The following is a 20,236-nucleotide window of genomic DNA, read 5'->3' as shown; positions in this document are numbered from 1 at the left end:
GGACAAGGTGGAAAGTGCGGCATTTTAGCCGAAGGCCCCGCCCGCGCCGCCGGCGCGCGCTGCGCTGGTGGCGATTCGGCGGCGCGAGGAAAGGGGCTGGATCGGCGCCGGGCGGTCAGCGGGTTGGCCGCGCGTCAGCCGGCCTTGCGGGTGCCGGCGCCGCGCGCCGTCGCGCGCGGCGCCCGGGAATCCGGATACGCACGCTGGCAGACCGCAATGACCGCGTCGCGCAGACGGCGCTGCACCGGGTCGCCGTGCATGCGCGGATGCCACAGCGCGGACACGAGGATGGCCGGCAGGCGAACCGGGATCTCGAAGCTGCGCAGCCCGAGGGCATCCGTGAGCCCCGGCGAGAAGGCGTTGCCGAGACACGAGCGCGGCACGAGCGCGATCAGGTCGGTGCTGGCCGCGACGCGCATCGCGTCGGGGTAGCCGGGCACCACGACGTGCACGGGCGGGCCCGAGCCGGTTCGATCGGCCGAATCGCCGGCCGGCCCGCTGAAATCGCCGAGCTGGGCCGAGATGACGTGACGGCAGGCCGCGTAGCGCGCCGGCGTGATCCGGGCCGACGCGAACAGCGGGTGCCCGGCGCGCGCCACCGCGACGTGCCAGTCGTGAAAGAGCATGCGCGTGTGCAGTTCGGGCGCATCGTCGCCGCGCTTGCCGATTTCCAGGTCGACCGTGCCGTCGCGCAGCGCCTGCGGATCGCGGTCGGGTTTCGATACGAAGCGGATACGCACGTGCGGGGCGATTTCGCCGAGCGCGGCGACCACCGGGCCGGACAGCATTTCCATGAACGACGCGGCCGCACGAATGGTGAACGTCGCCGCGAGCGTCGCCATGTCGACGTCGGCCGTGGCCGGCCGCAGCACGGCGCGTGCGTCGCTCGCGAGCGCATGCACGCGATCGCGCAATGCGGCCGCGTGCGGCGTCGGCACGAGCCTGCGCCCGGCGCGGACGAGCAACGGGTCGCCGGTGGCCAGCCGCAGCCGCGTGAGCGTGCGGCTCATCGCGGACGTGCTCAGGCCAAGGCGGCGCGCGGCGCCGGTCACGCTGCTTTCCGACAGCAGCGCGTCGAGGGCGGTGACGAGGTTCAGGTCGATGTCTTCCATCCGGACAGGATACGCTCGTTGCGCGGCTGACATGGCGTTGGATGCAACGATGGATTGCATCCGGTGCGTCTGGCGCCTGCTGTAATGCCTGCCTATAGTGGGCGCATGACGCAATCCGGGAAAGGCGGACCCCATGCAATCGACCGAATCGAATCGAAACATCCCCGCGATCCTGCTCGTCGCGGCGTCGCGCGGCCTCGGGCTGGCGATGGCGGAAGCATTCCTGGACAAGGGCTGGAACGTGACGGGCACCGTGCGCGCGGGATCGGGACGCACGAAGCTGCACGACCTCGCGGGCCGGTACGACGGCCGGCTCGACATCGAGACGCTCGACATCTGCGAGCCCGCGCAACTGGCCGCGCTGCGCGAGCGCCTGTCAGGCAGGCGCTTCGACATGCTGTTCGTGAATGCCGGGACGACCAACGACCCGGGTGAAACGATCGGTGAAGTGACGACCGACGAATTCGTGCGCGTGATGATCACGAATGCGCTGGCGCCGATGCGTACGATCGAGGCAATGCAGGATCTGGTGACCGACGACGGCCTGATCGGCGCGATGTCGTCGGGGCAGGGCAGCGTCGCGAACAACGTCAGCGGGATGCGAGAGGTGTATCGCGGCAGCAAGGCGGCGCTGAACCAGTTCATGCGCAGCTTCGCGGCGCGCCAGGCCGACAAGCGGCGTGCGCTGGCGCTGATGGCGCCCGGATGGGTGCGCACCGAGCTCGGCGGGCCCGAGGCGCGCCTGACCATCGACGAGAGCGTGCCGAGCCTCGTCGACGTGCTGCTGGCGAAGCGGGCGCGGCCGGGGCTCGAATACCTCGACTATCTGGGGCGCACGGTGCCGTGGTAGCCGCCGTGGCGTCGGCGGGTGGAAAGGGCGGCCGGTTGCGATCCGGCTTGCGTTGAAAGCGTCGCGGAACCCGACGGTTTCAGCGCCCGGTCGCGGTACTGCGAACGCATGGCCGATTGAATACAATGCGACGACGAGCCAGTGATACGGTGCCGCGTCTTCGCGTTCGACGCATTGCGCGCGTCCCGTCACGGCAGGTTTCCGCAAACACGGAGCGCAGCATGAGCCAACCCTACCTGCAGGTCATCGCGCACTTCTTCGCGTCTCCCGGCAATGGCGGCCGCGTGGTCGAACTGCTCGCGGAGCTCGCGACGGCGACGCGCGCCGAGCCGAAGAATCTCGACTACGAATATTTCCGGTCGCCAGAGAATCCCGACCACATCGTGATCCTCGAGCGCTACCGCGAGGCGGACGGCCTCGACGTACATCGGGAAACGCCGCATTTCCAGCGGATCGGGATCGGTGCGATCTTTCCGTTGCTCGATCGCCGCGAAGTGTCGCGCTTCATGGTGCAGCCGGACACCGGCACGGCGACGCTACCGGGAGGCACCCGATGAATCCGTTTCAATTCCGTACCGTTCCGACGCAGATCGTCGAATTCGGCGCCGCGCGCCGGCTCGGCGCGCTGTTGCGCGAACGCTTTCCGGCGCTCGCGCGGCTGTGCGTCGTCACCGATGCGTTCCTGCATCGCAGCGGCGTGCTCGCGCCCGCGCTGGAGAGCCTCGCCGCGCACGGCTGGCTGGTGACCGTGATCGACGACGTGATCGCCGATCCGCCCGAGCACGTGGTGCTCGAAGCGACCGAGCGCGCCATCGAGGCGGATGCCGAGATCGTGCTCGGCCTGGGCGGCGGGTCGTCGATGGACGTCGCGAAGCTGATCGCGGTGCTCGCGCCGCGGCAGCAGGCGCTGGCCGACATGTACGGCGTCGACAAGATCACGAGCGCGCGGCTGCCGCTCGTGCAGATGCCGACGACGGCCGGCACCGGCTCCGAGGTCACGGCCGTGTCGATCGTGACGGTCGGCGAGGCGCGCAAGATGGGTGTCGTATCGCCGCACCTGTTCGCGGACGTCGCGATCCTCGACGCGGAACTCACGCTCGGCCTGCCGCGTGCGGCCACCGCCGCGACCGGCATCGACGCGATGGTACATGCGATCGAGGCGTATACGTCCGCGCGGCTGAAGAATCCGGTGTCCGACATGCTGGCGACGCACGCGCTCACGCTGCTGTCGCGCAACCTGCTCGCGGCATGCGACGACGGCCGCAACCGGCACGCGCGCGAGGCGATGCTGGTCGGTGCGATGTTCGCGGGGCAGGCATTCGCGAACGCGCCGGTCGCGGCCGTGCATGCGCTGGCCTATCCGGTCGGCGGCATTTTCCACGTGCCGCACGGGCTGTCGAATGCGCTGGTGTTGCCGCATGTGCTGCGCTTCAATGCGCCGGCCGCCGCGCCGCTGTACGCGGAACTCGCGGCGATCGTCGCGCCGTCGGCGACCGGCAGCGACGAAGCGCGCACGCATGCGCTGATCGCCGAGATCGACCGGCTGATCGTCGCGACGGGCATTCCGCGCACGCTGCGCGAAGTCGGCATCGGCGAGCGCGACCTGCCGCGCATGGCGTCGGATGCGATGCTGCAGACGCGCCTGCTCGTGAACAATCCGCGCGAGGTGACGGAGGCCGACGCGCTGGAGATTTACCGGCAGGCGTGGTGACGCGGCAGGCGGCCGCCGGCCCGGTTCACGCGAGCGACGCGTCGGCGCCGGCCGCCACCACGTACGCCGATGCCTGCTTCGTGCCGTCCGGCCGCGTCTGCAGGTACACGCCCTGGATCTCCGGCTCGAAGCCCGGCAGTGCGTTGATCCCGGCTTCGAGCGCCCGGAAGTAGTCGAGCGCCGGGCCGCCCCAGGCTTCGCCGGGCACCACGCAGAAGATGCCGGGCGGATAGGGCAGCGCGCCTTCGGTCGCGATCCGGCCTTCGATGCGATCGAGCGTGACGAGCTCGACGTTGTTGCGGATCAGCTCGGCGTTCGCGGCCTGCGGTTGCATCACCTGCTTCGGAAACTGCGCGCGCCGGAACATCTGCTTCTGCAGGTGCTTCATGTCGTGGCTGCGGTAGAAGTCGTGCATGCGCTGGCACAGCTGCCGCAGGCGCATGGTGCCGTACAGCTCCGGATAGGCTTCGCACAGCGACGGAATCGCTTCGCGCAGCGGCGTGTCCTGGTCGAGATGGCGTTCGAACTGCGCGAGGTGCGCGACCAGATGCTGCAGCTTGCCGAAACTTTCCGACGGCGTGAGCAGGAACAGGATCGTGTACAGGTCGGCTTTCTCGGGCACGACGCCGTGCTCGCGCAGGTAGCGCGCGAGGATCGGCGCCGGTGCACCGAACGGCGCGTACTCGTGCGTGTCGCGATCGATGCCGGGCGTCGTCAGCAGCAGCTTGCATGGATCGACGAAGTACTGGTCGTCCGCATAACCTTCGAAGCCGTGCCACGTGTCGGACGGGTGGAAGCGGAAGAAGCGCAGGTCGTCGACGATCTGCTCGGTCGGGTAGTCGGCCCACGGGCGGCCGTCGATCTGTTGCGGAACGAACGGACGGATCTGGCGGCAGGTCTTCATCAGCAGCTTGCGCGTATCGACACCGTGTGCGACGCAGTCGCGCCACAGACGCTTGCCGGCCGGGCCCGCGTGCATCTGCGCGTTGACGTCGAGCGCCGCGAACATCGGGTAGAACGGGCTCGTCGACGCGTGGATCATGTACGCGTTGTTGAAGCGGCGGTGATCGCAGAAGCGCTTCTGGCCTTCGATGTGGCTGTCCTTCTTGTGGATCTGCGACGTTTGCGAGAAGCCGGCCTGCTGCTTGTGCACCGACTGCGTGACGAAGATGCCGGGATCGTCGGGGCCGAGCGTCAGCATCAGCGGCGAGCAGTCCTGCATCATCGGGATGAACTGCTCGTAGCCGACCCACGCCGAATCGAACAGGATGTAGTCGCACAGATGGCCGATCCGGTCGACGATCTCGCGGGCGTTGTAGATCGTGCCGTCGTAGGTGCCGAGCTGGATCACCGCCAGCCGGAACGGGCGTGGCAGGTCCGCGCGCTCGGGCGCGACGTCGCGGATCGCGTCACGAATGCGCGCTTCGTCGAGCGCCGCGCTGTCGACGCCGCCGATGAGGCCCCACGCGTTGCGCGCGGTTTCGAGGTACACCGGCCGCGCGCCGGACAGCACCAGCGCGCCGAGGTGCACCGACTTGTGATTGTTGCGGTCGAACAGCACGAGATCGTCCGGCGCGAGCAACGCGCTCGTGACGACCTTGTTCGACGTCGACGTGCCGTTCAGCACGAACCAGGTCTTGTCCGCGTTGTAGATCCGCGCGGCATTGCGCTGCGCTTCCAGCGCCGGGCCTTCGTGGATCAGCAGGTCGCCGAGCCGGACGTCCGCGTTGCAGAGGTCCGAGCGAAAGATCGTTTCGCCGAAGAAGTCGAAGAACATCCGGCCGAGCGGATGACTGGAGAAGAACTGGCCGCCCTGGTGGCCCGGGCAGTCGAACTCCACGTAGCCGCGCTGCACGTATTCGCGCATGACCTTGAAGAACGGCGGCAGCAGGTTCTCGCTGTAGATGTCGGCGGCGGCGGAAATCTGCCGGCCGTAGTAGTGGCGGCCGCCGTGCCGGAGCTGGATCACGCCGCTCGCGCGCGGCAGCACCGACGGCGGCACTTCCTGGTCGGGCTCGACCGCGACGAAGAACGGAATCGCGAAACCGGTTCTTTCGACGGTATTCAGCACCTTTTGTGCCGAATCAATTCCGACGACGACTGCCGCGATATTCGTGAAATCGGTCTGGAATACGTCGACCTGTTCGTGCGTGGTGAGGAAGGCGCCAATCAGCGCCGGCTCGACTGCGATTTTCAACAGGCTCACGCAAACTCTCCCGTAAATGTGCGGAAGCGGGAGCCGTATTCGCACCGGCACGTCGCTCTGATCCGACATGCGCCGCAGCCGATTGAAACGCTCCCGCGAATGCCGAAGGCCGAATGCGCGCTGCGCAATGGAGCCTTGCGCGGCGCGGCACGGCCGCGATCGGGCCGTGCCCGGTGCAGCCGATCGTAGCAACAAAAGCGTGCGAATTCAATCGACCGGAATCGACAATGTCATTCAAGGATGAGAAGGATCAAATAATCGGGAATTGCCGTGCTGCATTGCACATAAAAATGATTCAATTATGAAATCCGTTTTGAAAGGCGCCGATGGTTTTACCGAATCGTCAGCTTTTCACCGAAAGACATCTATGGCATAGTCGGCTCCGAATTGGATGGCGAATCAAACCGGAATTGCGAGCGTCTCACGCCGCGGACCGTGGCCTGCTGTTCGCGTGCTCGTGAGATGAACAACACAACAATCGAAGCATCGGAACCGCGAGGGCAACATCATGAATACTTCTGCCGGTGGCATTCGTCGGCTCGGCATGCGCGCGCTGCTGGTCGACGACGAGATCACGCAGGAAACGGCGACCGGGCGAGCGGTTCGTACGCTGAGCGCGGAGCTCGCGCAACGCGACATCGACGTGCTCACGGCGACCTCCGCCGACGATGCGATCATGCTGATCCGTTCCGATCCGTCGATCCAGTGCGTGCTGCTCGACTGGGATCTCGGCGTGGACGGCCACGGGCCGTCCGAGGCCGTGGTCGACGCGGTCCGGCAGCGCAACGGCAACGTGCCGATCTTCCTGCTGGCCGACCGCAGCGTGGCATCGTCGGTGCCGTCCGCGGTGATGGGGCAGGTCGACGATTTCGTGTGGCTGCTCGAGGATACGGCCGACTTCATCGGCGGCCGCATCCACGCGGCGATCGAACGCTATCGCGCGAACGTGCTGCCGCCGATGTTCGGCGCGCTCGCGAAGTTCTCGCGGGTCTATGAGTATTCGTGGCATACGCCCGGCCATACGGGCGGCACGGGCTTCCTGAAATCGCCGGTCGGCCGCGCGTTCTTCGAATACTTCGGCGAATCGCTGTTCCGCTCGGACCTGTCGATCTCGGTCGGCGAACTCGGCTCGCTGCTCGATCACTCGGGCCCGATCGGCGAAAGCGAACGCTACGCGGCGCGCGTGTTCGGCGCGCATCGCACGTATCACGTGACGAACGGCTCGTCGACGTCGAACCGCATCATCCTGATGGCGAGCGTGAGCCGCGACCAGATCGCGCTGTGCGACCGCAACTGTCACAAGTCGGCGGAGCACGCGATGACGATGTCGGGCGCGATCCCGACCTACCTCGTGCCGACGCGCAACCGCTACGGGATCATCGGGCCGATCGCATCCGAGCGTCTCACGCAGACGGCGATCCGCGAGGCGATCGCGTCGAACCCGCTCACGGCCGGGCTGGCCGATCGCCAGCCGAAGCACGCGATCATCACGAACTCGACGTACGACGGGCTCTGCTACAACGTCACGCGCGTGGAAGAACTGCTCGGCGCGAGCGTCGACCGGTTGCATTTCGACGAAGCCTGGTACGGCTACGCGCGTTTCAACCCGATCTACCGCGACCGCCATGCGATGCACGGCGACCCGCGCGACCATCATGCCGACCGGCCCACGGTGTTCGCGACGCAGTCGACGCACAAGCTGCTGACCGCGTTGTCGCAGGCGTCGTACATCCACGTGCGCGACGGCCGCAGCCCGATTCCGCATGGCCAGTTCAACGAAACGTTCATGATGCATGCGTCGACGTCGCCGAACTACGCGATCATCGCGTCGAACGACGTCGCGGCGGCGATGATGGACGGCCCCGGCGGCGCGGCGTTGACGCACGAGTCGATCGAGGAGGCCGTCGCGTTCCGGCAGATGATCGCGCGGATGAACAACGAATTCGGCGCGAAGGGCGACTGGTTCTTCGAATGCTGGCAGCCCGACACGGTACTCGAGGCGCGCACGGGCCGTACGCTGCCGTTCCACGACGCGCCGGCCGAGCTGCTCGCGAGCGACCCGTCATGCTGGGTGCTGCGCCCCGGTGCGCAATGGCACGGCTTCGGCAACATCGAGGACGGCTACTGCATGCTCGATCCGATCAAGGTGTCGATCGTCACGCCGGGCGTCGCACCGGCCGGCGGCCTGATGCCGGTCGGCATCCCGGCGAGCGTCGTGACCGCGTATCTCGACGCGCGCGGGATCGTCGTCGAGAAGACGACCGACTTCACGATCCTGTTCCTGTTCTCGATCGGCATCACGAAGGGCAAGTGGGGCTCGCTCGTCAGCGCGCTGTGCGACTTCAAGCGCGACTACGACGCGAACCTGCCGCTCGACATGGCGATTCCGTCGCTCGCGAAGGAGCATGGCGCGCGCTACGCGGGCATGGGGCTGAAGGACCTGGCCGACACGATGTTCGCGGCGATGGAACAGCTCGGCACGACCCGGCTGATGTCGGAAGCGTTCTCGATCCTGCCGAAGCCGGAGATGAGCCCGGTGCGCGCGTACGAGCATCTCGTGCAGGGCCGCGTCGAGCAGGTCACGCTCGACGAACTGGCCGGGCGCACCGTCGCCACCGGCGTCGTGCCGTATCCGCCGGGCATTCCGCTCTTGATGCCGGGCGAGAACGCGGGGCCGGCAGGCGGCCCGGTGCTCGGCTACCTGAAGGCGCTCGAGGCGTACGACCGGCGTTTCCCGGGTTTTGCGCACGACACGCATGGCGTGGAAGTCGAGGACGGCACGTACCGCGTGTACTGCCTGACCGCGTGAGCGCCCGAACGAACGAGCGACCGGCCGCGCGGCGGCCCCACATCGAAGGATCGACATCATGGAAAACGCAGCGCGCATGACCGACGCGGCCCCGGCGGCCGTGCAGAAGAACCGGATGAACGTCTGGCAGCTGACCATTCTCACGGCGGTCAACATGATGGGCTCCGGCATCATCCTGCTGCCGTCGAAGCTCGCGCAGGTCGGCACGATCTCGCTGCTGTCGTGGATCGTCACGGCCGGCGGCTCGCTCGCGCTGGCCTACGCGTTCGCGCGCTGCGGGATGCTGAGCCGCAAGCCGGGCGGGATGGGCGGCTACGCGGAGTACGCGTTCGGCAAGGCCGGCAACTACATGGCGAACTACACGTACGGGCTGTCGCTCGTGATCGCCAACGTCGCGATCGGCGTCACGGCGGTCGGCTACGGCACCGTGCTGTTCGACGCGACGCTGTCGCCGCTGCAGACGGGCCTGTGGACGATCTTCCTGCTCGTGCTCACGACGGTCGCGAACTTCGGCGGCTCGCGCATCACCGGCCGGATCGGCTCGGTGACCGTGTGGGGCGTGATCATTCCGGTCGTCGTCGTGTCGCTGATCGGCTGGTTCTGGTTCAGCGGCGCGACCTGGGGCGCGGCATGGAACCCGGGCAACCTGCCGTTCGGGCCGGCCGTCGGCAGCTCGATCGCGGTGACGCTGTGGGCTTTCCTCGGGCTCGAATCGGCGTGCGCGAACTCGGACGCCGTCGAGAATCCGGAGCGCAACGTGCCGATCGCCGTGCTCGGCGGCACGATCGCGTCGGCGATCTTCTACATCGTGTCGACCAACGTGATCGCGGGCATCGTGCCCAACGCGATCCTCGCGAAGTCGAACGCGCCGTTCGGCATCGCCTTCGCGACGATGTTCACGCCGACCGTCGGCACGATCGTCACCGCGCTGATGGTGATCGCGTGCATCGGCTCGCTGCTCGGCTGGCAGTTCACGGTCGCGCAGGTGTTCAAGAGCTCGGCGGACGTCGGTTACTTCCTGCCGGTGTTCGCGAAGGCGACGCGCACGGGCACGCCGATCGTCGGCATGGTGATCCTGCTCGTCGCGCAGGTCGTGCTGGCGCTGATGACGATCAGCCCGGAACTGAGCAGCCAGTTCCAGAAGATCGTCGATCTCGCGGTCGTGACGAACCTCGTGCCCTACGTGATGTCGATGGCCGCGCTGATCACCATCCAGAAGGTCGCGAAGGTGCCGCCCGGCAAGGCGCTGGTGACGAACGTGATCGCGATGGTCGCCACCGCGTACAGCTTCTATGCGCTGTTCAGCTCGGGCGAGCAGGCGCTGATGCTCGGCGGCCTGTGCGTGTTCCTGGGCTGGACGCTGTTCGGTTTCGTCAGCGCGCGCTTCTACCAGATGGAAGTCGACGCGCACGTGAAGGAGCCGGGGAAGTCGCTGCAGGCGTGAGCGCGGCCGCCGGCGGCCGGTGACGGCTACCGGTGGTGCTGCGTGAGCCGCGGCGGGAGTGCCTGCTTCAGCAGGTCGACGACCGCGCGCACGCGCGGCGGCAGCGGCCGCTGCGCGTGCACGAGCACGTTGAGCGCGAAGTCGGGAACGGCGTATTGCGGCAGGAGCCGGACCAGCCGGCCGTGCGCGAGCGCGTCGGCGCACGCCGGCTGCTGGACCACGCCGATGCCGCCGCCCGCCGCGATCGTGTCGAACATCGGGCGCCAGTGGCTCGTGGTCATGACCGTCCGGATCCGCGCGTATTCGACCGCGCTGCCGTCACACTGCAGCGGCACCTGTTCGCTCGCGAACACGCCTTTCACGCGGATGAACGGGTGGTGCGCGAGATCGGCCTTCGTTTCGATCGGGCCGTGCCGGTCCAGATACGACGGCGCGGCGACGAGCACGCGGCCGACCGCGCCGAGCGCGTACGCGATGTACCCGCCGTCGCCCAGCTGGCCGACCCGGATCGAAATGTCGACGCCCTCGGTGACCGGATCGACGATTTCGTCGTTCAGCACCAGGTCGATATGCAGCTTCGGATAGGCGGTACGAATCTGCATGAGCACACCCGGCATCACGACCTCGCCGAAGCATTGCGGCGCCGCGAGCCGGATCGTGCCGTCGAGCGCGTTTTCCGTCTTCGATACCGATGCGACCGCCATTTCGGCCGCTTCGAGCAGCGCCTTGCTGCGTTCGTAGAAGAGGCGGCCTTCCTCCGTGCAGGCGAGGGTGCGTGCACTGCGCATCAGCAGCCGCGTGCCGAGATGCTTTTCGAGTTTTTCGATGCGTTCGCTGACGGCCGGCTGGCCCATGTCGAGATCCCGCGCCGCGCCGGACATCGTGCCGCGCTCCACGACCCTGACGTAGATGCGCATCGTCGCCAACAAATCCATGAAGTCGCGCCTTTTGTCTTCCGGTTCGATTCCTGCCGATCGACGGATGGTACCAAAGCAGCGGCGGTGCGGCGGTGTGCGTGGCGCCGATAGTGACTATCGGCAAGAGGGCGGCCGGTGCCGAAGCCGCGTGCGTTCGGCGGCGTCGTGAGCGAAAATCGGCTTCCTTGCGCGCGACCGACAGGAGAGCACGACATGACGCAACCGACCGAAGCGATACGCACGCACTGCGTCGCATGGCAGATCGAGCGGACGTGGCAGGCGTGCGAATGGTGCCGGCTCGCCGAATCGCACTCGGGCATCGACCTGTCGGGTTCGGTGTCGGGCGCGATCGACGGCACGCCGTTTCGCGTCGACTACGCGATCGCATGCGGCGCCGACTGGCTCACACGCTCGGCCCGCGTGACACGCTGGGCCGGCACGACGCGGCAGCAGTGGGACATCGCCTGCGATGCCGGCCAATGGACGATCGACGGCGTCAAGGCACCGGCGCTTGCCGGTGCGACCGATATCGACCTCGGTTTCAGCCCGTCGACCAATACGCTGCCGATCCGGCGGCTCGCGCTCGCCGTCGGCGAATCGGCCGTGATCCGCACGGCGTGGTTGCGCTTTCCGGATGTCGACCTGGTGCGCGGCGAGCAGCGCTACACGCGCACGGCACCGCGGCGCTATCGCTACGAGAGCGGCACGTATGCGGCCGATATCGCGGTCGACGACGCGGGCCTCGTCACCGACTACGACGAATGGCGGCGCATCGGCGCCACGGCCGCGCCGTAACGCGTCAGCGTGCGCTGGCGACCGACAGCTTGCCCGGAATCAGCTTCAGCGTGCTGAACGTGTCGGCGATGTTCTGCTGATACGCGACCGTCGCATCGGTGATGGGCTGCACGCCGTAGCCGGCGCGCTTGAGCGCGATTTCGAGCGTCGGCGCGTCGAGGCCGACGAGCGGCGACAGTTGCGTGGCGACCTCGGGCACGTGATCGCGGGCCCAGCGGTCGACCGCGTCGACTTCGTCGAGCAGCGTGCGCAGCACCTGCGGGTGGGCGGCCGCATACTTGCGCGCGGCGAGGTAGTACTGCGTGTTGCGCACGAGCTCGTCGCCGTTCGCGACCACGCGCGCGCCGAGCTGCCGCTCGGCGGCGGCGAAGTACGGATCCCAGATCACCCACGCATCGACACTGCGCTGCACGAACGCGGCACGTGCGTCGGCGGGCGTCAGGTAGATCGGCTGGATGTCCGCATACGTGAGGCCCGCGCGTTCGAGCGCCTTCACGAGCAGGTAGTGGACGTTCGAGCCCTTGTTGAACGCGACTTTCTTGCCGCGCAGTTGCGCGACGGTGCGAATCGGCGAATCGGGCAGCACGATGATCGCCTCGCCCTGCGGCGCGGGCGGCTCGTTGCCGATATAGACGAAATCGACGCCGCCCGCCTGCGCGAAGATCGGCGGCGTTTCGCCGACCGTGCCGACGTCGATCGCACCGGCGTTCAGTCCTTCGAGCAGTTGCGGGCCGGCCGGGAACTCGAGCCATTGCACGGTGACGCCCTGGCTCGCCAGACGCTTCTCGAGCGTGCCGCGTGCCTTGAGCACGACGAAGTTGCCGTACTTCTGGAAGCCGATGCGCAGCCGCGTGCCGGTGTCGTCGGCGAGCGCGGGCCGGGCCGCGAGCGGGCCGAGCGCGAGCCCGGCCAGACCGGCGGCCGCGCCGTGCAGCCAGCGGCGGCGGCGCGGGTTCGCCGGGGTCGTTTCAATGTCTGCGAGCGGGGTGTCGTTCATCGGTTCATCCTGCGAGCGGGTTCACGGGCCGCGCGCGAGGACGGCGCGGCCGGCGCACGGCAGGGCCGGATGCGGGCGATGCACGCAACGGGCCCGGCCCGCGCCGGATTCAGGACGATACGGCGGCACCGGCCGGTGGCCAACCAACGAATGCGTATATGCAAATCAGCGGCGCGGCGGTGCTCAATCGGTGCCGGCGGCGCTTTCCTCGATCGCGTCGACCCGGTCCGGATAGAACGCGAGGTGCCCGCGAATCGCCTCGACGGCCGGGTACGGCTGCTCGTAGGTCCAGACCGCGTTGATCGAGCGTTCGCCGCCCGCCGGAATCGAGTAGTACGCGCAGTCGCCCTTGTACGGGCAATAGGTCGCATGGTCGGTGCGTTGCAGCAGCGACAGGTCGGCGTCCTCGCGCGGCAGATAGAGCACGGCCGGGTAGCTGGCCTCGCGCAGTACCAGCGCGCGGCGCGTATCGGCGACGACCTTGCCGGCCACCTTGACCACCACGCGCCGCGCATGGGGTTCGACCGTGATCGGATGATCGGGGCCCGGCGATTTCACGGGGCGGGCGGGCGTATCGGGGCTGATCGACATCGTGGGTCCTCCATGACGCGGCGGTGCGGCGGCGCCGGGCGGATCCCGGCGCCGCCGGTGCCGGCGTTAACCAGCCGATACGATGCGCTCATTCCGGAAAGTCTGCAGGGGGCCGGAAGGCGGCGGCGCGAAAGGCCGCCGGATCGCGCGCCGGCGCTCGCGTGGACGTATTCATGCACGGGCAGCGGGATGCGTCGGCAACGATAAGCAACGCCGAATTAATTGGTAAGCGATCGGCGGGAGGCGCGCGAAGATCGGCGGTCGTCATTCGCATGACAGCCATCCTTTCTTTCCGCCACCATGAAGAACGCTTACGTTTCGTCAGCCACGCGTCGTGCGCGTGGCGTCCCGCATGCCGTTGCCGCGCTTCGCTGCATCGCCGCGTCGCTGTTGCTCGCCGGCGCCGCGACACCGGCGCTGGCCGCGCCGACCGGCAAGACGCTCGTGTACTGCACCGAAGGCAGCCCGGCCGGCTTCGATCCGGGCCAGCACACGACGAGCACCGATTTCGACGCGAGCACGTACACGATCTACAACGGGCTCGTGCAGTTCAAGCGCGGCACGCTCGATATCGAACCGTCGCTCGCGACGAGCTGGGACGTCTCGCCCGACCAGCGCACGATCACGTTCCATTTGCGGCGCGGCGTGAAATTCCAGACGACCGCATGGTTCAAGCCGACGCGGCCGTTCCAGGCCGACGATGTCGTATTCACGTTCCGCCGCATGCTCGATCCGGACGATTCGTTCCGCAAGGCCTACCCGGTCAGCTTCCCGTATTTCAGCGATCTCGGGTTCGACCACAACGTCGAGCGCATCGACAAGATCGACGACTATACGGTGCGCTTCGCGCTGAAGACGCCCGATGTCGTGTTCGTGCGCAACCTCGCGATGGCGTTCGCGTCGGTGCTGTCGGCCGAATATGCGTCGCAGCTTGCCGCGCGCCATCGCGAGTCCGACATCAACCAGTTCCCGGTCGGCACCGGGCCGTTCCTGCTGCGCACGTACCAGAAGGATGCGCTGATCCGCTACGACGCGAATCCCGATTACTGGAAGCCGGACGACGTGAAGCTCGCGCGCCTCGTGTTCGCGATCACGCCCGATCCGGCCGCGCGCCTGCAGAAGCTGGTGGCCGGCGAGTGCCAGGTATCGGCATTCCCGCGTCCGGCCGATCTCGAGACGGTGCGGCGCGACCCGAAGCTGACGCTGTTCTCGGGCGTGGGGTTCAACGTCGGCTTTGTCGCGTACAACACGCAGCATCCGCCGCTCGATCGCGTCGACGTGCGGCGCGCGCTCGACATCGCGATCGACAAGACGGCGATCGTGAAGACCGTGTTCAACGGCGATGCGACGATCGCGACGAACCCGATGCCGCCCGCGCAATGGTCGTACAACCCGCGCCTGAAGGACGCGCCGCGCGATCCGGCCGCCGCGAAGGCGCTGCTCGCGCAGGCCGGCTTCCCGAACGGTTTCGACCTGACGCTGTGGGCGATGCCGGTGCAGCGCCCGTACAACCCGAATGCGCAGCTGATGGCGCAGCTGATCCAGCAGGACTGGGCGAAGATCGGCGTGCGCGCGAAGATCGTCAGCTACGAGTGGGGCGAATACAACCGCCGCGCGAAGCACGACGGCCAGCACGACGCGATCCTGTACGGCTGGTCGGGCGACAACGGCGACCCGGACAACTGGCTCGGCACGCTGCTCGGCTGCGACGCGGTGCACGGCAGCAACCTCGCGAAGTGGTGCAATCTGGATTTCGAAAAGCTCGTGAGCGCGGCACGCTCGAATGCGGATGTCGCGAAACGCACGTCGCTGTACGAGCAGGCGCAGGTCGTGTTCAAGGATCAGGTGCCGTTCACGCCGATCGCGACGTCGATCGTGTCGTTGCCGATCTCGCGGCGCGTCCACGGGTTGACGTTCTCGCCGCTCGGCGGGCACCGGTTCGACGGCGTGTGGCTCGATTGATCGGGAAGCGGCCGGCGCGCGCGTGCGCGCCGGTGCCGGAAGCGGACGGTCGAATCCGTCGGGTCAGTTGAGTGCGACGGCCGCGGCCGTTTCGACCGGCGAGCCTTCGAGCGCGACCGACGGCCGGCCGTCGGGGCCGACCGGCACGTCGCCGGTCAGCGTCGTGCGGTAGAGTTGCCGGTCGAAGTCGAGATCGAAGATGTCGACAGGCGCCAGATGCGCGGTCGCGCGGTTGTCCCAGAACGCGATGCTGCGCGGTTCCCACTTGAAGCGGATCGTGAATTCCGGCCGCGTCACGTGTTCCCACAGCAGTTCGAGCAGCGCCTGGCTCTCGCGCGGCGTCAGCCCGACGATCGATTTCAGGAAGCTCGGGCTGACGTACAGCGCGCGCTCGCCGGTCTCCGGATGCACGCGCACGAGCGGATGCTCGGTCACGAGCGGGCGGCGTTCGACGGCCTCGTCGAACGCGCCGGTGGCGCGCGCACCGGCCGGCGGCGTGAAGCGGTGAATGCCGCGCAAGCCGTCGACGAAGCCGCGCAACGGCGCGGACAGCGTCTCGTACGCGCGGACCAGGTTCGTCCAGTGCGTGTCGCCGCCGTACGGCGGGATCGTCACGCCACGCAGGATCGACGCCCACGGCGGATTCACGGCGGCCGTCACGTCGGTGTGCCAGCCCGTCCACGGCCGGCGCACCGGTTCGCCTTCGAAACGGGTCGCCTTGCGATGTTTCGCGATCGAATAGACGGCAGGGTGGCCGTCGACATGCCCGAATACCGGGTGGCCGACCGTCGGGTCGCCGAACTGCGCGGAGAACGCGACGTGTTGCTCGTGCGTGAGGAATTGTTCGCGAAAGAAGATGACGCGCCATTTCAGCAGCGCGGCGCGGATCGCGGCGATCTGCGGCGTGGTCAACGGCTGGGTGAGGTCGACGCCGCGGATTTCCGCGCCGATATGGGCGGACAGCGGAATCACGTCGACCGGCTGGGCGGCGGGTTCGAGTAGGGCGCTCATGCGACGCTCCTGACGGAAGTGAACGGGGCGGAGGGCCGACATCGTTGCGCGTGCAAGTGTCGGTGCGGTGACGGGACGCTCATGATCGGATCTTCGGTGGGAAACGGTGCGGCGGCGCGCGGCGCAGGCCGCCGCCGCGGGAGACGGGCGTTACTGCAGCGTGGCGCCCGGCCCTTTCAGCACGACGCTCTGGCGGCCGTCGATGCCGACCGGCACGTCGCCGTGAACGGTCGCGCGGCGCACGACGCGGCGCGCATCGCCGTAGTCGTTGATCGCGTAGTGCTGCGTCGCACGGTTGTCCCAGATCGCGACGTCGCCTTCCTGCCAGTTCCAGCGCACGGTGTTCTCGAGACGCGTCACGTGCTCGTGGAATACCTGCAGCAGGTGCGCGGAATCCTGCGACGACAGCCCCTTGAGCCGCTGGACGAAGTGGCCGAGCACGAGCGTGCGCTCGCCGGTTTCCGGATGCACGCGCACGACCGGGTGCTCGGTTTCATAGACGGTCGACGTGAACACTTCGCGGTAGCGCTTCAGTTGCGTGTCGTCGGCATGGACATGCGTCGACGCGTAGTCGTATGCGTTGGTGTGCAGCGCCCACAGCGTGTCGGCGAGCGCGCGCAGCGGGTCGGGGAGATGCGCGTACGCGGCGGCCGTATTGGCCCAGACGGTATCGCCGCCGAACGGCGGAATCACGACCGCGCGCAGGATCGAGATCTTCGGGTACGCATCGACGAATGTCACGTCGGTGTGCCACGAATTCGCGCGTGCGCCGTGTGCCGAATCGAGTTCGAGCAGATGGGCGCTGCCGTCGACGGACGGCACGGTCGGGTGCGCGACGGTGTCGCCGAAACGGCGCGCGAACGCTTCCTGCGCCGTGTCGTCGAGATGGTGCTGGCCGCGGAAGAACAGCACCTTGTGGCGCAGCAGCGCGGCCTGGACCGCATCGAACGTCGCGTCGTCGAGCGTGGCCGACAGCCGGACGCCGGAGATTTCGGCGCCGATCCGGCCGGCGACCTGGCGAAGCTGAAGCGGAACGGCGGCCGTGCGCGGCGCGGCGTGCGAAACAGGCGAAGACGGTTGTGCGGCGTGCTGGACTTCGGACATCGTGAGTCTCCTGGAGTCGGGTCGGTCGAGTCTCCATTCAAGCAGGGACTGCGCGGAACCGGAACCGATGAATCGTCACAACCTTAGTGTTCCTGCTGCGATGAACGATATGCGCTGCCAAGCGATCCGTTCGGGTCACGCGGTTACCATGCGAGCCGCCATTCGCCGATCCGGTGCGGGCGCGGCGTGTCGACGGGCTTGCCGCCCGTGCCGTCGCGGTGCGGCGGTTCGTGTTCGTCGAAATCGGCGAGCACGGTATCGCGCAACCGCGCGAATTCCGGCGAATCGCGCCGGCGCGGCCGCGGCAGCGCGACATCGACGATGCGTTCGATGCGGCCCGGGCGCGGCGCCATCGTGACGACGCGGTCGCCGAGATAGACGGCTTCGTCGACGTCGTGCGTGACGAGCATCATCGTGATGCGCTCCTGTTCCCAGATGCGCAGCAGTTCGTTCTGCATCCGCGCACGCGTCTGCGCGTCGAGCGCGCCGAACGGCTCGTCGAGCAGCAGCACGCGCGGGCGGTTCACGAGGCCGCGCGCGATCGCGACGCGTTGCGCCATCCCGCCCGACAACTGGTTCGGGAAGGCGCGCTCGAAGCCGTTCAGCCCGACGAGCGCGACGTGTTCCGCGACCGCGCGCCGCTTCGCGGCCGCGTCGAGCGGTGCGTTGCGCAGCGCGGCGGCAATGTTCTGCTCGACGGTCAGCCACGGGAACAGCCGGTGGTCCTGGAACACGATCCCGCGCTGCAGCGACGTGTCGCGCACGTATTCGTCGCCGGCGCGGATCTCGCCGGCATAGTCGGTGTCGAGCCCGGCAACCAGCCGCAGCAGGGTCGACTTGCCGCAGCCGCTCGCGCCGACGATCGTGACGAACTCGCCGGCGCGTACGTGCAGCGAGACGTCGTCGAGCACGGCGAGCGTCGTGCCGCGTTGTGTGTAGTGCTTGCTCACATGGAGGATGTCGAGCGAATCGGAGGCGAGCGTCGTCATGGCGGGGCGATGAAAGGGGTGACGGACAGGGGACGGAATATCAGCGCGGCAGGTCGCCGCGGCGGGCCAGCACCTTGCGCTCGATCGCCCGCGCGATCGCGTTCAGCGCCCAGCCGGTGATCCCGACGACGATGATCCCGAACAGCACGAGATCCATGCGGAACTGCTCGCTGCCGTCGATCAGCGTGTTGCCGATGCCGGCGCCCGCGACCAGCAGGTATTCGGCGCCGAGCGTCGCGAGCCACGAATAGATCAGGCCGAGATACAGGCCGGTGAAGATCGACGGCAGCGCGGCCGGCAGGATCACGTGGCGAATGAGCTGGAGCCGCGAGTAGCGCAGCGCACGGGCGACGTCGACATACGCGCGCGGCACCGCGTGAATGCCGTCGCACGTGTGCGCGGCGACGGGCAGCAGCGCGGCGAGCGACAGGAACACGACCTTGGCGACGTCGCCCAGGCCGAACCAGACGGAAATCAGCGGAATCCATGCGAACAGCGAGATCTGCTTGAACGTGTCGAAGCTCGGGCCGATCATTCGTGCGGTGACGCGCGACAGCCCGAGCGCGGCGCCGAGCAGCAGGCCGCCCGCCGCGCCGATCGCGAAGCCGCACGCTTCGCGCGCGAGCGATGCGGACAATGCGCGGCCGAGCGCGCCGCTCGTGGCCTGCGCCCATGCGGTGCGCAGCACGTCGGACGGGCTAACGAGCAGCCCGCTTTTCACGAGATGCGCGGAAGCGATCGCCCACCAGAGCGCGATCGCCACGAGCGGCAGCACGATGCCGCGCCAGTCGGGCGCGTGCAGGCGGCGCACGGGCGTCGGCGTATCGTCCGGCGCGAATGCCGGGGGAGCGGGGTGCGGCACGGGTGACTCTCCTTCGATTGGGCGGGCGGGCTCAACCGCGAAACGCGGACGGCACGCCGCGGCGCAGGCGCGCCTCGAGCGCGTCGAGCAGCCGGTTGATCAGCAGGCCGACCGCGCCGACCACGACCACGGCCGCCATCACGAGATCGAGCTGGAACAGTTGGCGCCCGTACACGATCAGGTAGCCGAGCCCTTCCGACGAGGCGACGAGCTCGACGACGACGAGCGCGAGCCACGACTTCGTGAACGCGAGCCGCACGCCGGTCGCAAGCGTCGGGATCGCGGCCGGCAGCACGACATGGACGATGCGTTGGCGGCGCGTGTAGCCGAACACGCGTGCGACTTCGTCGAGCGCGGGCGGTGTCTGGCGGAAACCCTGCAACGTGCTCAGCGTGACGGGGACGAGTGCCGCATGCGCGATCAGCAGGTATTTGAGCGGCTCGCCGACGCCGACGAGCAGCAGCAGGAACGGCAACCAACCGAGCACCGGAATCTGCACGAGCGCGTTGAAGCTCGGCAATACGTAAGCTTCCAGCGTACGGGACAGCCCGAGCGCGACGCCGATCGACAAACCGAGCAGCGTGCCGGCCGCGAAGCCGACCAGCACGCGTTGCAGGCTGATCAGCGTGTGGCGCGCGAGATCGCCGCTCGTCACGAGGTCGGAGAGCGATTCGTACACGCGTTCGGGCGGCGGCAGGATTTGCGGCGCGATCCAGCCGCGCGCGCTGCCGACGGTCCACAGCACGAACAACAGTGCGGGCAGCACCCACGGGGCGAGCTGCCATGCGAGCCGCTTCACGAATGCCGCGCGGTGCGGCGGCGCGGCGAGCGCTTGAGGCTCGGATCTCAGGGCGGGAAACGCGGTGTCGCTCATCG

At 68.2% G+C, this 20,236-nt stretch carries 17 protein-coding genes; 7 read left to right on the top strand and 10 right to left on the bottom strand.

All coding sequences use genetic code 11. From position 1 onward, the window contains the following. Positions 1–134: 134 nt before the first annotated feature. Positions 135–1,112 carry a LysR family transcriptional regulator gene (locus tag HWX00_RS29690; RefSeq protein ID WP_175028885.1) on the bottom strand — a complete coding sequence of 326 codons (978 nt, stop codon included), beginning with the start codon at positions 1,110–1,112 and terminating at the stop codon, positions 135–137. A 133-nt stretch (positions 1,113–1,245) separates the two neighbouring features. Here HWX00_RS29690 and HWX00_RS29685 point away from each other — a divergent pair, with 133 nt between their 5' ends. The 3 genes from HWX00_RS29685 (at position 1,246) to HWX00_RS29675 (ending at position 3,673) form a co-directional block, all read left to right on the top strand. Beyond that, on the top strand, positions 1,246–1,962 hold the full coding sequence (locus HWX00_RS29685) for an SDR family oxidoreductase (RefSeq protein ID WP_175028873.1): 717 nt from the start codon (positions 1,246–1,248) through the stop codon (positions 1,960–1,962). A gap of 221 nt (positions 1,963–2,183) precedes the next feature. Beyond that, complete coding sequence (locus HWX00_RS29680) at positions 2,184–2,519, top strand: putative quinol monooxygenase (protein ID WP_034185856.1); 336 nt, start codon at positions 2,184–2,186, stop codon at positions 2,517–2,519. After that, positions 2,516–3,673: an iron-containing alcohol dehydrogenase gene (locus tag HWX00_RS29675; protein ID WP_175028874.1), complete on the top strand. Its 1,158-nt coding sequence runs from the start codon at positions 2,516–2,518 to the stop codon at positions 3,671–3,673. Before HWX00_RS29680 ends, HWX00_RS29675 begins: the two co-directional genes overlap by 4 nt. Positions 3,674–3,698: 25 nt before the next feature. Here HWX00_RS29675 and HWX00_RS29670 read toward each other — a convergent pair whose 3' ends face one another. After that, entirely contained in the window at positions 3,699–5,879 is a 2,181-nt protein-coding gene (locus HWX00_RS29670; RefSeq protein ID WP_175028875.1) for an ornithine decarboxylase, read from the bottom strand. 508 nt (positions 5,880–6,387) lie between these two features. Between HWX00_RS29670 and HWX00_RS29665 the strand changes: the two genes are divergently transcribed. Then, positions 6,388–8,688, top strand: coding sequence for an Orn/Lys/Arg family decarboxylase (locus HWX00_RS29665; RefSeq protein ID WP_069705059.1), 2,301 nt, complete (start codon positions 6,388–6,390; stop codon positions 8,686–8,688). 58 nt (positions 8,689–8,746) lie between these two features. Further along, on the top strand, positions 8,747–10,132 hold the full coding sequence (gene potE / locus HWX00_RS29660; protein WP_034185860.1) for a putrescine-ornithine antiporter: 1,386 nt from the start codon (positions 8,747–8,749) through the stop codon (positions 10,130–10,132). A gap of 26 nt (positions 10,133–10,158) precedes the next feature. Here the strand turns inward: potE and HWX00_RS29655 are convergent, their stop codons facing one another. Continuing rightward, positions 10,159–11,067, bottom strand: coding sequence for a LysR family transcriptional regulator (locus HWX00_RS29655; protein WP_175028876.1), 909 nt, complete (start codon positions 11,065–11,067; stop codon positions 10,159–10,161). A 195-nt stretch (positions 11,068–11,262) separates the two neighbouring features. Between HWX00_RS29655 and HWX00_RS29650 the strand changes: the two genes are divergently transcribed. Continuing rightward, positions 11,263–11,844 (top strand): putative glycolipid-binding domain-containing protein, encoded by a 582-nt coding sequence (locus HWX00_RS29650; RefSeq protein WP_175028877.1) that lies wholly within the window; start codon positions 11,263–11,265, stop codon positions 11,842–11,844. A 4-nt stretch (positions 11,845–11,848) separates the two neighbouring features. Here the strand turns inward: HWX00_RS29650 and HWX00_RS29645 are convergent, their stop codons facing one another. Then, positions 11,849–12,841: a sulfonate ABC transporter substrate-binding protein gene (locus HWX00_RS29645; protein WP_175028878.1), complete on the bottom strand. Its 993-nt coding sequence runs from the start codon at positions 12,839–12,841 to the stop codon at positions 11,849–11,851. 183 nt (positions 12,842–13,024) lie between these two features. Continuing rightward, positions 13,025–13,432 carry a DUF427 domain-containing protein gene (locus HWX00_RS29640; protein ID WP_034185864.1) on the bottom strand — a complete coding sequence of 136 codons (408 nt, stop codon included), beginning with the start codon at positions 13,430–13,432 and terminating at the stop codon, positions 13,025–13,027. Positions 13,433–13,732: 300 nt separating this feature from the next. Between HWX00_RS29640 and HWX00_RS29635 the strand changes: the two genes are divergently transcribed. Next, a complete protein-coding gene (locus tag HWX00_RS29635; protein WP_175028879.1) occupies positions 13,733–15,394 on the top strand; it encodes an ABC transporter substrate-binding protein in 1,662 nt (553 codons plus the stop codon). 63 nt (positions 15,395–15,457) lie between these two features. On the opposite strand, the gene HWX00_RS29630 is transcribed toward HWX00_RS29635, so the two are convergent. The 5 genes from HWX00_RS29630 to HWX00_RS29610 all read right to left on the bottom strand — a co-directional run bounded on the left by HWX00_RS29630 (position 15,458) and on the right by HWX00_RS29610 (position 20,234). Then, positions 15,458–16,405, bottom strand: coding sequence for a TauD/TfdA dioxygenase family protein (locus HWX00_RS29630; protein ID WP_034185866.1), 948 nt, complete (start codon positions 16,403–16,405; stop codon positions 15,458–15,460). Between the two features lie 150 nt (positions 16,406–16,555). Further along, entirely contained in the window at positions 16,556–17,509 is a 954-nt protein-coding gene (locus HWX00_RS29625) for a TauD/TfdA dioxygenase family protein (protein ID WP_034185867.1), read from the bottom strand. A 143-nt stretch (positions 17,510–17,652) separates the two neighbouring features. Then, on the bottom strand, positions 17,653–18,498 hold the full coding sequence (locus tag HWX00_RS29620) for an ABC transporter ATP-binding protein (protein ID WP_034185868.1): 846 nt from the start codon (positions 18,496–18,498) through the stop codon (positions 17,653–17,655). A 40-nt stretch (positions 18,499–18,538) separates the two neighbouring features. Further along, entirely contained in the window at positions 18,539–19,360 is an 822-nt protein-coding gene (locus HWX00_RS29615) for an ABC transporter permease (RefSeq protein ID WP_175028880.1), read from the bottom strand. A 31-nt stretch (positions 19,361–19,391) separates the two neighbouring features. Beyond that, positions 19,392–20,234: an ABC transporter permease gene (locus HWX00_RS29610; protein WP_034185870.1), complete on the bottom strand. Its 843-nt coding sequence runs from the start codon at positions 20,232–20,234 to the stop codon at positions 19,392–19,394. Positions 20,235–20,236: the final 2 nt, after the last annotated feature.

It is taken from the genome of Burkholderia seminalis DSM 23518, assembly GCF_902832885.1.
Classification (GTDB): domain Bacteria; phylum Pseudomonadota; class Gammaproteobacteria; order Burkholderiales; family Burkholderiaceae; genus Burkholderia; species Burkholderia seminalis.
Note: the sequence above shows the minus strand (reverse complement) of the source record. Positions and strands in the feature narration are given on the sequence as shown.